The 13,406-nt window shown below is 47.8% G+C and carries 17 protein-coding genes; 9 read left to right on the forward strand and 8 right to left on the reverse strand.

Annotated features, from left to right (window positions below; translation table 11 throughout):
- The first annotated feature begins 74 nt into the window (after positions 1–74).
- From ndhI to nuoK, 3 genes are read left to right on the forward strand one after another with little or no spacing between them, the layout of a single operon-like run.
- On the forward strand, positions 75–665 hold the full coding sequence (ndhI, locus tag PSE6802_RS0115960) for an NAD(P)H-quinone oxidoreductase subunit I (protein WP_193372434.1): 591 nt from the start codon (positions 75–77) through the stop codon (positions 663–665).
- Between the two features lie 3 nt (positions 666–668).
- Positions 669–1,280: an NADH-quinone oxidoreductase subunit J gene (locus PSE6802_RS0115965; protein WP_019501052.1), complete on the forward strand. Its 612-nt coding sequence runs from the start codon at positions 669–671 to the stop codon at positions 1,278–1,280.
- Between the two features lie 29 nt (positions 1,281–1,309).
- Entirely contained in the window at positions 1,310–1,615 is a 306-nt protein-coding gene (gene nuoK / locus PSE6802_RS0115970; RefSeq protein WP_019501053.1) for an NADH-quinone oxidoreductase subunit NuoK, read from the forward strand.
- 124 nt (positions 1,616–1,739) lie between these two features.
- Here the strand turns inward: nuoK and PSE6802_RS0115975 are convergent, their stop codons facing one another.
- The 4 genes from PSE6802_RS0115975 to PSE6802_RS0115990 form a co-directional block, all read right to left on the reverse strand.
- Entirely contained in the window at positions 1,740–2,180 is a 441-nt protein-coding gene (locus PSE6802_RS0115975; RefSeq protein ID WP_019501054.1) for a GNAT family N-acetyltransferase, read from the reverse strand.
- Between the two features lie 42 nt (positions 2,181–2,222).
- Positions 2,223–3,557: an FAD-binding oxidoreductase gene (locus PSE6802_RS0115980; RefSeq protein WP_026103336.1), complete on the reverse strand. Its 1,335-nt coding sequence runs from the start codon at positions 3,555–3,557 to the stop codon at positions 2,223–2,225.
- A gap of 76 nt (positions 3,558–3,633) precedes the next feature.
- Entirely contained in the window at positions 3,634–4,080 is a 447-nt protein-coding gene (locus PSE6802_RS29235) for a hypothetical protein (protein WP_019501056.1), read from the reverse strand.
- On the reverse strand, positions 4,077–4,607 hold the full coding sequence (locus PSE6802_RS0115990) for a hypothetical protein (RefSeq protein ID WP_156815552.1): 531 nt from the start codon (positions 4,605–4,607) through the stop codon (positions 4,077–4,079). Before PSE6802_RS0115990 ends, PSE6802_RS29235 begins: the two co-directional genes overlap by 4 nt.
- A 345-nt stretch (positions 4,608–4,952) precedes the next feature.
- On the opposite strand from PSE6802_RS0115990, the gene PSE6802_RS0115995 reads away from it, so the two are divergent.
- The 4 genes from PSE6802_RS0115995 to PSE6802_RS0116010 all read left to right on the forward strand — a co-directional run bounded on the left by PSE6802_RS0115995 (position 4,953) and on the right by PSE6802_RS0116010 (position 7,995).
- Entirely contained in the window at positions 4,953–5,291 is a 339-nt protein-coding gene (locus tag PSE6802_RS0115995; RefSeq protein ID WP_019501058.1) for a slr0373 family blue light stress response protein, read from the forward strand.
- Between the two features lie 123 nt (positions 5,292–5,414).
- A complete protein-coding gene (gene ycf46 / locus PSE6802_RS0116000; protein WP_019501059.1) occupies positions 5,415–6,926 on the forward strand; it encodes a stress-responsive protein Ycf46 in 1,512 nt (503 codons plus the stop codon).
- A gap of 136 nt (positions 6,927–7,062) precedes the next feature.
- Positions 7,063–7,413: a DUF1257 domain-containing protein gene (locus PSE6802_RS0116005; protein ID WP_019501060.1), complete on the forward strand. Its 351-nt coding sequence runs from the start codon at positions 7,063–7,065 to the stop codon at positions 7,411–7,413.
- Positions 7,414–7,644: 231 nt separating this feature from the next.
- Positions 7,645–7,995, forward strand: a complete 351-nt coding sequence (locus PSE6802_RS0116010) for a DUF1257 domain-containing protein (protein ID WP_019501061.1) — start codon at positions 7,645–7,647, stop codon at positions 7,993–7,995.
- A gap of 39 nt (positions 7,996–8,034) precedes the next feature.
- On the opposite strand, the gene PSE6802_RS0116015 is transcribed toward PSE6802_RS0116010, so the two are convergent.
- Positions 8,035–8,409, reverse strand: a complete 375-nt coding sequence (locus PSE6802_RS0116015) for a hypothetical protein (RefSeq protein WP_156815553.1) — start codon at positions 8,407–8,409, stop codon at positions 8,035–8,037.
- 113 nt (positions 8,410–8,522) lie between these two features.
- On the opposite strand from PSE6802_RS0116015, the gene PSE6802_RS34110 reads away from it, so the two are divergent.
- On the forward strand, positions 8,523–8,894 hold the full coding sequence (locus tag PSE6802_RS34110; RefSeq protein ID WP_019501063.1) for a hypothetical protein: 372 nt from the start codon (positions 8,523–8,525) through the stop codon (positions 8,892–8,894).
- A gap of 95 nt (positions 8,895–8,989) precedes the next feature.
- Here the strand turns inward: PSE6802_RS34110 and PSE6802_RS0116025 are convergent, their stop codons facing one another.
- Genes PSE6802_RS0116025 through PSE6802_RS0116035 form a run of 3 tightly spaced genes read right to left on the reverse strand, consistent with a single transcriptional unit; the run spans position 8,990 to position 12,180 of the window.
- Positions 8,990–10,171, reverse strand: coding sequence for an NAD(P)/FAD-dependent oxidoreductase (locus tag PSE6802_RS0116025; protein ID WP_019501064.1), 1,182 nt, complete (start codon positions 10,169–10,171; stop codon positions 8,990–8,992).
- Positions 10,172–10,191: 20 nt separating this feature from the next.
- Positions 10,192–10,398 carry a hypothetical protein gene (locus tag PSE6802_RS0116030; RefSeq protein ID WP_019501065.1) on the reverse strand — a complete coding sequence of 69 codons (207 nt, stop codon included), beginning with the start codon at positions 10,396–10,398 and terminating at the stop codon, positions 10,192–10,194.
- A gap of 60 nt (positions 10,399–10,458) precedes the next feature.
- Entirely contained in the window at positions 10,459–12,180 is a 1,722-nt protein-coding gene (locus tag PSE6802_RS0116035; RefSeq protein ID WP_019501066.1) for an ABC-F family ATP-binding cassette domain-containing protein, read from the reverse strand.
- A 167-nt stretch (positions 12,181–12,347) separates the two neighbouring features.
- On the opposite strand from PSE6802_RS0116035, the gene argF reads away from it, so the two are divergent.
- The gene (gene argF / locus PSE6802_RS0116040; RefSeq protein ID WP_019501067.1) at positions 12,348–13,262 is read left to right on the forward strand and encodes an ornithine carbamoyltransferase; all 915 of its coding nucleotides are present in this window, start codon (positions 12,348–12,350) and stop codon (positions 13,260–13,262) included.
- Positions 13,263–13,406: the final 144 nt, after the last annotated feature.

A 13,406-nucleotide genomic window follows, 5' to 3' on the forward strand; every position in this document is an offset into this window, starting at 1 on the left:
AGTTTAGGCATTCTGGATATTCTGCTTAATAGATCTAAAAAAGATTCATAAGATTCACAAATAGAGGCATTATGCTGAAATTTCTCAATAAAGTAGGCGACTACGCCAAGGATGCAGTTCAAGCCGCCAAGTATATCGGTCAAGGGATGTCGGTTACGTTCGACCACATGCGCCGTCGTCCCATTACCGTGCAGTATCCTTACGAAAAGCTGATCCCCTCTGAACGATTTCGCGGGCGCATTCACTTTGAGTTTGACAAGTGTATCTCTTGCGAAGTTTGCGTGCGAGTATGCCCAATTAACTTACCCGTCGTAGACTGGGAGTTTAATGCGGAAATCAAAAAGAAAGAACTGAAGAGCTACAGTATTGATTTTGGGGTATGTATTTTCTGCGGTAACTGCGTGGAGTATTGCCCCACGAATTGCCTTTCCATGACCGAAGAATACGATCTGTCCACCTACGATCGCCACGAGTTGAACTTTGATAATGTAGCGCTCGGTCGCCTCCCCACTAAGGTAACGGACGATCCGATGGTGACACCTATCCGAGAGCTAGCCTACTTACCTAAGGGTGTCATGGAAGGTCATGCCGTATCGCATACTGATAAGCGGGCAGGCAAGCGTCCAGAAGAAATTATTGATGAGCTATCAGGCACGGAGAGCTAGTGTATGAATCTAAGTGAGGGAGTCCAGGTCGTATCTCTGATCGTGTTGTCGGCGATGATGACTGCGGCAGCAATGGGTGTGGTGTTACTACCCAATATCGTTTATTCTGCCTTTTTACTGGGGGCAGTGTTTATTAGCATCTCTGGCATGTACGTTCTGCTGAATGCTGATTTCGTTGCTGCGGCACAGGTATTGATTTATGTTGGTGCAGTGAACGTTCTGATTCTGTTTGCCATTATGTTGGTGAACAAGCGCCAGCCCTATAAAGAAGTTAAGTCTAGCCTGCTGCGTAATGGGGTAACGGCGGTTGTATGCTTGGCACTATTTACTTTGCTGACTGTGATGATTACCTCTACGGGTTGGCAATTAACTCCGGTAGTTGCGGTCTTGCCTTCAACTCTGGTGTTGCTGGGCAAGCACTTCTTTACGGATTACCTGCTACCATTTGAGCTGGCTTCCATCCTGCTTTTGGTTGCCCTCATCGGTGCAATTATCCTCGCCCGTCGCGAATTCATTCCTGACATCCAGGAGCCTGGCACAGTTGCAACTGAGGAATCCTTAGAACTATTGGAAAGACCGCGCGAGCAGCTAGCCGCTTCTAGCTCGGAGTCATAGTATAAATAGTACTTTCGCTTAATACAACCATGTCTTTAGAAGCTTTTTTGATTATTGGCGCAGCCTTATTTTGTATCGGTATCTATGGCTTGATTTCCAGCCGTAATGCGGTGAGAGTACTGATGTCAATTGAGTTAATGCTGAATGCCGTTAATATTAACTTGCTTGCATTTTCTAACTTCCTCGACTCCACTAATATTCGCGGTCAAGTATTTGCCGTATTCGTCATTACGGTAGCAGCCGCCGAAGCCGCTGTAGGTTTGGCGATCGTACTGTCGATTTATCGCAGTCGCGACACCGTAGATATGGAACAGTTCAATCTCCTGCGCTGGTAATGCGATCGCCTCCGGCAAAGCCGGGGGCTTATCAACTTTGTCCGTCGTCACAGTGGAGATAGCCTTTGCACCATCATCGATTAACTATCGATGGCCTGCGTGCGTGCAATTTGCTATACCGCCACTACAAGCATAATGTATAGTGATAGAAATCTTCATCCTTGGTATATCCACGTAATTCATAGAGAGCTTGTGCTACAACATTGGAAATTTGCGTTGCTAAAATGATTCGGATAGCTTCTGTTTCTCGCGCAAAATTTTCCGCCGCACTCAGTAACAACTTTGCCAGGCCTTTTCCTCGATAGGTTTCCTCTACAAACAAATCGTTTAATATCCAAACCCGCTTCATTGACACTGAGGAAAAACTGGGATAAAGCTGAGTAAATCCAACAATACGCCCGTCATTACTGACCACAAATATAATCGAGTCACCTTTTTGAAAACGCTCTTGGAGAAATTTTCTAGCAGCTTCTAAATCCGAGGAAGATTTGTAGAAAATGCGATATTGGTCAAACAACTTTGACACTTCTTCAAGATGCTCAAGGCGAGCTTGAAAAACTTCCATCCGCTATCCTCACAAGTTATAGATATATCTTCGTTCTGCAAACTAACGCACCTCCATCCAGGCTCGCATTTTACCCGGATTCATCAAGCCGTAAGGGTCAACCATGCGTTTGAATTCTAGCTGTTCGTAGTTAATCGATTTCATGCCACCATCCTCAAGTATATAGGTGTGAGGATTGGCAATTAATACACCATGTTCTTCATGATATTGGATAATCTCATTTAGACGTTCTGGCGTGGAATAGCGTACCACCTGAATTGCGGCTGGAATTGCGATTCCATTCATGCGAATAAACTCCAGATGCATCATCACTTCGTCACCAAAATGCCCGTACATATGCTGTACCAGCTCCAATTGTGGATCGTTGGGGAAGAGACTTTGCAAATAAGTAAGTGAAGGATCGGCACTGCGAGCGTGCAATGTCGTATGATTCCAAGAGAACTCAACTAAACTCGTTCCTTTGTTTGCATCTTGAGCATTTTTCTCATAGCAGATGTTACCGCCGTACTCGCCGACCAAAGCACGAAATGGATCCAAGTCAGCTTCTGAGACTAAAATCAGAGCGCAGTGCGCCCCATCCAGGATATAGCTGCGGAGAGCGGCAAAATAGGAAGGGATTGGTGTAGCGTGAATGCTGACCATTTTCTTAATTATGCCATCGCAGTTACTTAGCGCCTGCCCAAACCGCGCTGCTGTCATAAAATCTGCAAATGTCACGATCGCCTCTGCCCAAGGATAGGCAGGTGCTAGTGGTATTTCCAATTCGGTAATGATGCCATTGACACCATAGGCATGGTTGACCCTTTGCACGTCGTCTCCGCGTAGAGCGATCGCTCTGGGAGTATCTTCGAGCGTGACAACTCTCACGGCACGGAGATTGCCGCGATCGCGAAGCTGACCGTACATAATCGAACCAATGCCGCCACTACCTCCAGCGATAAACCCACCCACCGTCGCAGTGCGTACTGTGGAGGGCACCATGCGAGTTTCCCAACCAATTTCCTGGGCTTTTTTATCGAGGGCGGCTAGTTTGATGCCCGGTTCTACGCAAGCTAGACCGGGCTTGAGCCATCGCACTGCCTGCATTTTGGTGATGTCGAGAATTACTCCCCCATGTAGTGGTACGCACTGCCCGTAGTTACCCGTACCGCTCCCACGCACGGTCAGGGGTACTTGATATTTCACGCAAGCCCGCGCCACCTGTAGTACCTCTGCTTCGCTAGCCGGGCGTACGACAATATCTCCCACTTTGCCGTTGAGGATTGGCTCTAGAATTGGGCTAAACCGAAAGTAATCCTCTGACAGTTTTGCCACTTGGGGCAATGCGGTAATTACTTCAATGCCATTTAAATCAGAGATAAATGTTGCCCAATCCATGACAATTTTCCTTTCCACGATAACTGTAGGGGCAGCGCCTTTTGCCCTAAACCCTTGTGCCTGCCCTAGATCGATATTATTGCCTTGTTTCGCTGATGGAAAGCCTGTATTGGTGGCGATCGCCATCCTTAGAGCTAACCCAGATTTGGTATTCGCCCGCCGCCCAAGCTCCAGACAATTCTGGATTGCTGCGATCGCGGCAAAAGCTACCATCGGGGCCTTTTACTAGCAAGGATACAGCCCCACCATCGGAGAATACTTTCACGCTCAGAAACCCGAATGGTGCTTTGAGCCTGATTCTATGATTTGGGTTTACGGCAGCAAAGCCCTGGCAATTACCGTTACTGTTAGATCCTGCCAAACTAGAGAGAGGCGTAGAACCGCTAGTTACTCCATTAAGGATCTGAGGATCGGGGGCGAATCTTGGGCTGAGCGCAGTTTGACTAGCGACAGGCAAACCTGCCGCTAAAAAAGATAAGCATGTCGCCATAAAAAGCCCCAACTGACCGCGTGGAAAACTCATTTTTGCTTGATTTCGCTCACAGATAACGTGTAATTAACTGATTGATTCGCATTTCTAGCCCCAACCCAAATTTGATAGCTGCCCTCTGGCAATCTCCTTGTGAGTTGGGGGTTGCGACCTCGATATTCATCGTCTGCACACATGACTAAGCCATTCGGGCCTTTAATCATCATTGTCGTGTCATCATTGACATTCTTTGTATAAACTAAGAAATCAACTAATGGAAAGTTAGCAGTCAGGTTAATGGTATGGTTGGGTTGCTCGCTGGCAAAACCTCGACAATTTGCCTGTCCGGATAAGCTGGTCATGCTGACCGAGCCGCCAGTGCGACCTTGTAATTTCACCGGATCTGGCCGGAAGTTGCGTGCTAAGGCTACCGCAGTCTGAGCGATCGCTGGGTTGAAGATCGCTGAATTGAGAATTATATAAGACGTACCTGCTAGTGTTGCTGCACCCAACCCTAAACTTAACCAAATTCTTTTACGCATTGCACGCATACTATCAGTCTCGAACTGTCTACCAAGCATAATTTTCTCCCGTTAAGCCACCGCGAATTATAGTGTGCCCATAATCGATTTGCATCGTAAACCCTTGCCACTAAACCCTATGACATAATTTATGACACATAGCCATAGATGACCTGGTTAATATCGAGGGTGTGGATCTCCGCCCCCACTCCGTCTTAAGCTTTATAGCGATGGCTGCATTAATTATGTATGCGTAATGACGTAAATCTTGTTTGGCTGTTGCAACGCCAGTCTAATGTTAAGTAATGTAAATATTTTGCCGTCAAGACGGTACGATATCTTGACAGTAACCTGAGTCGCCCATATAGTAACCAAATACCCGGGTATCTCACATATAAAGGAAATATGCAGGAAAAGCAAAAGGTGACACTATACCTCTCGACGGATCTACATCGACAATTAAAGATCAGATCGGCGATCGATCTGGAGTCGATGTCCGATCTAGCTGAGAAAGCGATCTCCTTCTACCTATCCCACGCGGAGGTCGTAGAGACAGCGGGTGTTGGACACGTTCATCAGGTGTTCAATTGCCCAGAATGTTCTCAATCATTGGTATTCAAAGATGGCGATCTGCTCGCTATTGGTGGCAGTCCCTCATTAATTGCCGAACCTAGCCAGAGGGTAAATAACTCGCAGCTCGATCGCAACGAGCTCGCACAAGACGAACAGCTAGTTCCTTGTTGATCTGAAATATTTCTAGATCTGAGTTTAGTAACGCTCTGCTCGCGGATAGCAATCGCGCATTTTTAACTTAAGCATTGGTTAGTAGTCAAGGTTGTATTGGCAGGCTTTATCCAAAGAAGCACTATGCAAGAAGAACTTAGTATCCTGATTCAATCCCAATATCCCTTGGTCTACCTCATCACTTCTGAGGAAGAAAGAGCAGAGCGTACGATCGCGACGGTTGCTCAGATCAAGCCCAGTAGAAGTGTATTCGTGTGGACTGTGACGCATGGCATGATCGAATACGGTCAGCAAAGCGGTACCATAACGCAGCACAATACAGTTTCGCCCGAAGCAGCGCTAGAATGGGTGGTCAGACAGAAGGAACCTGGCATCTATATCTTTAAAGATTTGCATCCTTTTGTGGAAAGCCCTGCAGTGACGCGCTGGTTGCGCGATGCGATCGCCAGCTTCAAGGGCATGCAAAAAACAATTATTTTAATGTCTCCCGTCCAGACTGTACCAATTGAATTAGAAAAAGAAGTAGTAGTGCTGGACTTCCCTCTACCAAAAATTGAGGAATTGGAGGAAGTTCTACTAGAACAGCTTGGCGTAACCCGCATTAAGAGACTGCCGACAGAAACCAAGGAAAAGCTCCTGCGTGCAGCACTAGGCTTAACGAGGGATGAAGCTGAGAAAGTCTACCGCAAAGCTCAGGTGACGACCGGTCGTTTAACTGAAGATGAAGTGGCGATTGTATTGTCGGAGAAGCAGCAACTAATTAGACGTAATGGCATCCTTGAATATCTCGAACATGATGAAGGTATAGATGGGGTGGGTGGTCTGGAGGAGCTAAAGCACTGGTTGACGCAAAGATCGAATGCCTTTACGCAACGAGCCAGAGAATACGGCCTACCTCAACCCAAAGGTATGTTGATCTTGGGCGTGCCGGGTTGCGGTAAATCATTAATTGCCAAAACTGCTTCCAAAGTTTGGGCGTTGCCTCTAGTCCGGTTAGACATGGGTAGAGTTTATGATGGTTCCACGGTTGGGAGATCGGAGGCAAATCTGCGCAATGCCCTCAAGGCGGCTGAGTCCATCTCTCCCATGATTCTATTTATTGACGAACTTGATAAGGCTTTTGCTGGTAGTGCTGGTTCAGCCGATTCCGACGGTGGCACTTCATCCCGCATCTTTGGTACATTCCTCACCTGGATGCAGGAGAAAAGATCGCCAGTATTTGTCATGGCAACCGCTAATCGCGTAGATCGACTACCTGGTGAGTTCCTGCGCAAGGGACGGTTTGACGAGTTATTCTTTGTCGATCTACCAAACTTTGAAGAACGCAGCCAAATTTTCCAAATTCACTTGAGCAAACGGCGCTCAGATGTTTCCCGCTTCGACTTACCCCAACTCTCTAGCGTGAGCGAGGGCTTTTCAGGGGCAGAAATCGAGCAGGCAATTATTGCTGCTATGTATGAGGCATTTGCCCAAGACCGAGAGTTTACCCAGTTGGACATTATATCCGCAGTTAAATCTACAACCCCCCTTTCGCGGACGATGACAGAGCAGGTAGCAGCTTTGCGCGATTGGGCACGACTGCGGGCTCGCCCAGCCGCAACTACCGTCGCTGAGTATCAGCGTATGGAGTTTTAAAAGCTTTCCCGGCTAGTGGCCGGGTAAAGGCTAGCTCATAAGTCGCCATACTTAAGGCTAGCAGCACAATACGTACCTTTTTAGGTAAGTATTCTCCCTCAGTTCACACTTATTCGTTTACAGGAGTATACCCATTATGTCTCACTTCAGCACTCTACGCACAAAAATTACTGATGCCGAAATCCTCAAGACCTCGCTACGCGATCTAGGGATTAGCGTCAAAACTGAAGCAGATGTACGCGGCTACAACGGTCAGCGCATTCGTGCCGACATTGTTGCCACCCTCGAAGGCGACTACGACCTGGGCTGGTCTCGCAATGCTGATGGCAGCTTCGATCTAATTGCCGACCTTTGGGGTGTTGCCAAGAAGCACAACCAAACTGAGTTGATCAACTCGATTAACCAGAAGTACGCCGTTAACAAGACCCTCAACGAAGTCAGACGACCTGGTCTTAGCAATGCTAACGTCAAACTCGTCGTGCAATAGCTCGCTAGGCTTGTTACGCCATAGCATTTGGCAATAGCTTGTCTATACAAATCTATTCTCCGGTAATACCCCAGTAACGCATAGTAAAGGACTGTAACGCGCGATCCGAAAATTAGTTAAGTTGTATGGCTAGATCGTAGCGATCGCGCTCCTCTCTATTAATCTTGGGTATTAGCAATTATTAGTATTATTTCCTAGTTATTTCTTAATTCATTAGGAGCAATCGCAATCATGTCTCACTTCAGCACTCTACGCACAAAAATTACTGATGCCGAAATCCTCAAGACCTCGCTACGCGATCTAGGGATTAGCGTCAAAACTGAAGCAGATGTACGCGGCTACAACGGTCAGCGCGTTCGTGCCGACATTGTTGCCACCCTCGAAGGCGACTACGACCTGGGCTGGTCTCGCAATGCTGATGGCAGCTTCGATCTAATTGCCGACCTTTGGGGTGTTGCCAAGAAGCACAACCAAACTGAGTTGATCAACTCGATTAACCAAAAGTACGCAGTCAATAGAACCCTTAACGAAGTCAGACGGCCTGGTCTTAGCAATGCCAACGTCAAACTCGTCGTGCAGTAAGGAGATCTAAAAGATCGATACTTTACTTACAATCGCAGGCTAGCCACCCTGGCTAGCCTGTTTTCGATCTTGCTGCTGCGGTCGACTTCCCTCTAAACCAATTGTTTCGAGGTATCTACGCTTTAATTCGTCGATGTGTAGTTGAGGAACACAAAAGCGATTGCGTGCATCTTTTTGCCATGTGTGGATTTCTTCGGTACGGCACGAGCGACATACCAAAGCTTCGATATCTCGATCGAAGCTGGAGTAACAGCCGCCGCAAATAACAGTATTGCTAAAGGGAAAGCGCTCTTGCCGCAGCCGTTGCCATACAGGTGTATATCTGTGCATACCCGGTAGGATTGGAACTCGCTCTGTCACGAGCGGTTCTTGGTGGACAGGACATACGCGAACCAGACTCTCTCCTTCGTTCATAAAACACTTGGGTATAAAGAAACCATCTTCCAAGAACATATTCTAATTACATATACCAACCCCGCAAGCAACCATCATGGCAAGATATTTTGAAAAATCCCGCTCAACTGGCGATGCCGAAAATACTGGAAGCACACTTGGAGAATTTTTTCCCATTTATGGGGTTAATGCATGGAGAGAGTAAACTATTGAGTTTCAAGGAATGTCATTTTTATCTTCCTGAAATCGATCGCCGATCTTGCATATTCGTATTGATGTATATGAAGGCACATGCCCCAATCGCGCATTTGCTCAAAGGCAATTTGCTGAAGCTAATTGATGTAGTTATAGAACAAGACGCGCAGATTTTAAGCAAGATTTATCCCAATACACCACAAAGGATTATAGCGGTTTTCAGATCGGAAAAAGTAGGGGGTTTGGGGGGCAACGCCCCCAAGAAGGGGTACCACCCCTTCACCCCGTCAGTGAAACCTGTTCTCAATTGAAAAACGCTATAAGCTGAACAATGAAGTGGGAATGGATTGGGTACGGCGTAATTTTGCCAGCTTCCCAGCAGTCGAAGAACCAAATCTATCACGTTCTATGCAAATCGCAGGGGTGAAAGTTGGGGAATAATATCATCGCTTGCACCGTTGGCAAAGGCGGCGAACCTGCGGGCTAAGGTCGGAACGTAGACCATAGGACTGGTAAAGCCAGAGAATATGTGGATATTGGCATAATCCGGTACCGCTCCAATTAAGGGCAAGCCATCTTGACTAAAAGCCACCAGGCAACTGTGCCACTGACCGGGTAGTGATGCGATCGCGGGTAAAACTTTACCCACTTGCGAGCGAATCTTAGCTTCGCTCTGTACCGCATCTACCTTTGCATGGGGATTAGTCAGGAGGCGGCTCAGTTGACCGATCTCGATCGTGCGATCTAAAAACTGAATTGCCCCAGGATCGATAGATGGCGGCGCTAATTCGCGATCGCTTTCATCCCATAGGGCATCGATTTCCCCTTGACTGGCATCTGTCTCAAATTGCATCCGTTGGTTTGTTGCTGGCATCACTAAGGCGCGCAACTTCAGATCTACGGGCTTTGTTTCGATTAGTTCGGCGTGGGTGAAATATTGCTTGATATGGATGCCAGCATCCTTGAGCAACTGACGGCTCATTCCACCGGCGCAGATCGCAACGTTATTGGCATGATACGTCGTTCCGTTGGCAATTGCACCCTGAGTCCTATGGCGATCGCACAGCAGGCGTTCGAGTTTGGCATGAATCAAGGTGCCGCCATGTCGCTGAAATGCACTACAGTAGGCTGCAACCAACCGCCTGGGATTCACATGGGCATGTTTGAATAGCAAAGCTCCAGCGATCGCCTTGGAATCGAGCAAAGGTTCTAACTCGCAAGCCTGAGATACAGAGACTAAGGTGGGTGCGATCGCGCCATCTCGATAACCTGCCAGAGTTCTTCGCACATCTTCGTCCAGCCCGATGGTCAGAACCAGATCCAGATAGCGAAATTCCGTATCAGCGCCTAACTCATCCGTAAGGTGACTTTGAATATCTATACCCTCAGTACAGAGTTGGCGTGTTAGGGGTGTTGTCCCCGACCAGTAGGGAATACCGCCGTAGCTATAGCGCGTGGCATTCGATGCGCGATCGGAGATGGGATATGGTTCGAGCAGCAGAACGGAAAACCCAACCCGACCTAGCTCGTAGCTGAGGGCAGCACCAGTAATGCCCCCACCCACCACAATCCAGTCATAGGTTTTCATGTTATGCATACCTATAATGCCTAGCGATCGTTTTCTATAGAAGCTCTAGCAAGCTTAACGGCGGTCAGGAAAAAGAAGACGCAGGCAGGTAAGCTAACTCCTAAAATTGCCCAGGTGATCGTGCTACCAAGTTCCGGCTCGCCCGAGGATAGCTCGTATATGCAGCCTACAAAAGCGATCGCGGCTATGACGGAAACTGCTAGCAATAGTTGTGCTTTGACGTACATTCTCGTTCTATCCTACATTTACCATCTCTCATCTTACCTTGAACGATGCTTTGCTTGGTTCTATCGTTTAGTTTTCTCTTTTTGCTTCTCTTTTTGTTTCTCTTTTTCCTTAGCTCGCTTAGCAGCATCCTTAGCAGCTTTGGCAGCCATAGCAGCAGCGTGAGCAGCTTCGCGCTTTTCTTCATCAATTTTTTCGAGATAGTAGGCATAGTCACCTGCATATACCCGCAGATCGCCATCGCGAATCTCGACAATCTTATTTGCCACTTGAGAGATAAAGTAGCGATCGTGGGATACGATCGCTACGGTACCATCGTATTCTTTTAAAGCTTCTTCGAGCATCTCTTTAGCAGGGATGTCGAGGTGGTTGGTCGGCTCGTCTAAAATCAAAAAGTTGACGGGTTGCAGTAGCATTTTCGCTAGCGCCAGACGGGCTTTTTCACCGCCGCTGATATCTGCAACTTTCTTAAATACGTCATCGCCGCTAAATAGGAATCTTCCGAGCAGACTGCGTACTTCCTCTTCCTTCATTTTGGGAAAGTCATCGTGAATCGTTGCCAGGACGGTCTTATGTAGATCCAGAGCCTCCGCTTGATTTTGCTCGAAGTAGCCGGGCAGGACGTTATGACCCAATTGAATTTCTCCATCGTTATATGGCTCTTGACCTACGATGATTTTGAGTAGAGTTGATTTGCCCGCACCGTTAGGGCCGAGAAAGGCAATGCGATCGCCTTTCTCTATTAATAGGTTTGCCCCCAAAAACAGAATTTGCTCGCCGTACGCATGGGTGAGGTCTTTAATTTCCACCACAACTCGACCGCTGCGACTGGCGGGTGGGAAGCGGAATTTTAACGTACGAACTCCGCCATCTGGAGCCTCAATACGCTCGATTTTATCGAGGAGTTTCTCGCGGCTCTTTGCCTGCGTGCTGCGCGTGGCACTAGCGCGAAATCTCTCTACAAACACCTGTTGCTTTTCTAAGTATTTCTGCTGGCGCTCAAAAGCACCAAGTTGCGCTTCTCTAGCTTCTTCCTTTTGGGTTAAGTAGGCGGAATAATTACCCAAATAAGTAGTAGATACGCCGCGCTCGGTTTCCACAATTTGAGTGCAAAGTCGATCGAGAAACTGACGATCGTGAGAAACAATCACCATAGGGGTTTTGAGATTCTTGAGATAGGTTTCCAACCACTCAATTGTTTCTAAGTCGAGGTGGTTCGTCGGTTCGTCCAGTAGTAGTAGATCTGGTTCTTGTAAGAGAATCTTGCCCAAACTCACGCGCATCTGCCAGCCACCGCTAAACTCATCTACAGTGCGATCGCTATCGCCCAATTCAAATCCTAGCTCCGGTAAAATTTTATCGATGCGACTCTCTAGCTCGTAGCCATTGAGGGCTTCAAATTGCCGCTGCAATCGATCCATTTGCTTGAGCAGTTTCTCAAAATCATCCCCAGGTTTGAGATTTTCTAGCTTATGGCTGACAATCGCTAAGTCTGCCTGAATCTGATTTGCCTCGTGGAATACCGTCCAGAACTCTGCTTTGATCGTACGCTGCGGATCGACCTCAAACTCCTGGGTCAGGTAGGCAATCTTGAGGCTAGAGGGTTTCACTACCTGTCCGTCAGTTGGTTCGATCTCCCCCGCAATAATTTTAAGCTGCGTCGATTTACCAGCGCCATTTACGCCTACCAGACCAATGCGATCGCCCGGTTTAACCTCCCAGTTTACATCTTTCAACACTTCGCCTGTCGGGTAAATTTTCTTGATATGTTCGAGGCGCAGCATATGGATTTCGCAATAAAACTTAACTTTATTTTAAGATTAGCATTGTTTGTGGCTGCGCATACGAACGACTTATGCTTTCTAAGTTAGGTAATAATGAGCGATAATTTATAGCTTCACAGCTTTTCGCTAGCTCATAACCAGCCACTGTAATAGCAGGTACACAAATAATGGGAAGTTTGCAGGGTCGAGATCTACTTAGCCTGGCCGATCTACAAAGTGCTGAAGTACAAGCGCTGCTTAATTTGGCGCACCAGCTTAAAAAAGGGGAATCAACAGGCCCAGACCTTCGCCACAAGACGCTGGGCTTGGTATTCCGTAAAGCTTCGACCCGTACGCGAGTTAGCTTTACGGTGGCAATGCACCAACTAGGCGGGCATGTTATTGACCTTGACCCTAGCGTGACCCAGGTGAGTCGGGGCGAACCGCTTGAGGATACAGCACGGGTACTCGATCGCTATGTCGATGTTTTGGCAATTCGTACCTTTGCCCAATCCGACCTGGAAACGTTTGCCCACTATTGCCAAATCCCCATCATTAATGCCCTGACCGATCTAGAACACCCCTGCCAAGCCCTTGCCGACTTGCTTACAATCCAGGAAAATTTTGGCAAGCTTCAGGGGCTGACCCTAACCTATGTCGGAGATGGCAACAATGTGGCACATTCACTGCTACTGGGATGCGCTCTAGTGGGTATGAACGTACGGGTAGCAGCGCCAAACGGGTTTGCCCCCGATCGCGAAGTCGTCGCCAAAGCTAAAAGCATTGCCCAAAATTCGGAAGCGATCGTGACTGACGATCCCAAATTAGCGGCTCAGTCCGCCCACGTACTCTACACCGATGTGTGGGCAAGCATGGGGCAAGAAGCCGAAGCCGACGATCGCATTCCTATTTTTCAGCCATTTCAACTAAATGCCGATCTGTTGTCCTTAGCCGATCCCAGCGCGATCGTCCTGCATTGTTTGCCCGCCCATCGCGGCGAGGAAATTACCAACGATGTAATTGAGGGTAGCCAGTCGCGGGTCTGGGATCAAGCCGAAAACCGCCTCCACGTGCAAAAGGCTTTGCTAGCAAGCATACTTTAGTCAGTCAACTAGAAAAAAACTGATTGCCCGACCAAACCTTGAGAGGTGGTTGTATGACTACTCAGGCGATCGCAATTCATACATATAGCGGTTTTCAGATGAAAACAAGAAGGGGGGGTGGGGGCGTTGCCTCAAGAAAGGGTT

Source organism: Pseudanabaena sp. PCC 6802 (assembly GCF_000332175.1).
Lineage (GTDB): Bacteria > Cyanobacteriota > Cyanobacteriia > Pseudanabaenales > Pseudanabaenaceae > PCC-6802.

Coding starts and splice junctions, on each gene's coding strand:
- PSE6802_RS0115965 (WP_019501052.1), top strand. CDS start 669: ATGAATCTAAGTGAGGGAGTCCAGGTCGTATCTCTGATCGTGTTGTCG.
- nuoK (WP_019501053.1), top strand. CDS start 1,310: ATGTCTTTAGAAGCTTTTTTGATTATTGGCGCAGCCTTATTTTGTATC.
- PSE6802_RS0115975 (WP_019501054.1), bottom strand. CDS start 2,180: ATGGAAGTTTTTCAAGCTCGCCTTGAGCATCTTGAAGAAGTGTCAAAG.
- PSE6802_RS0115980 (WP_026103336.1), bottom strand. CDS start 3,557: ATGGATTGGGCAACATTTATCTCTGATTTAAATGGCATTGAAGTAATT.
- PSE6802_RS29235 (WP_019501056.1), bottom strand. CDS start 4,080: ATGAGTTTTCCACGCGGTCAGTTGGGGCTTTTTATGGCGACATGCTTA.
- PSE6802_RS0115990 (WP_156815552.1), bottom strand. CDS start 4,607: ATGCTTGGTAGACAGTTCGAGACTGATAGTATGCGTGCAATGCGTAAA.
- PSE6802_RS0115995 (WP_019501058.1), top strand. CDS start 4,953: ATGCAGGAAAAGCAAAAGGTGACACTATACCTCTCGACGGATCTACAT.
- ycf46 (WP_019501059.1), top strand. CDS start 5,415: ATGCAAGAAGAACTTAGTATCCTGATTCAATCCCAATATCCCTTGGTC.
- PSE6802_RS0116005 (WP_019501060.1), top strand. CDS start 7,063: ATGTCTCACTTCAGCACTCTACGCACAAAAATTACTGATGCCGAAATC.
- PSE6802_RS0116010 (WP_019501061.1), top strand. CDS start 7,645: ATGTCTCACTTCAGCACTCTACGCACAAAAATTACTGATGCCGAAATC.
- PSE6802_RS0116015 (WP_156815553.1), bottom strand. CDS start 8,409: ATGAACGAAGGAGAGAGTCTGGTTCGCGTATGTCCTGTCCACCAAGAA.
- PSE6802_RS34110 (WP_019501063.1), top strand. CDS start 8,523: ATGCCGAAAATACTGGAAGCACACTTGGAGAATTTTTTCCCATTTATG.
- PSE6802_RS0116025 (WP_019501064.1), bottom strand. CDS start 10,171: ATGAAAACCTATGACTGGATTGTGGTGGGTGGGGGCATTACTGGTGCT.
- PSE6802_RS0116030 (WP_019501065.1), bottom strand. CDS start 10,398: ATGTACGTCAAAGCACAACTATTGCTAGCAGTTTCCGTCATAGCCGCG.
- PSE6802_RS0116035 (WP_019501066.1), bottom strand. CDS start 12,180: ATGCTGCGCCTCGAACATATCAAGAAAATTTACCCGACAGGCGAAGTG.
- argF (WP_019501067.1), top strand. CDS start 12,348: ATGGGAAGTTTGCAGGGTCGAGATCTACTTAGCCTGGCCGATCTACAA.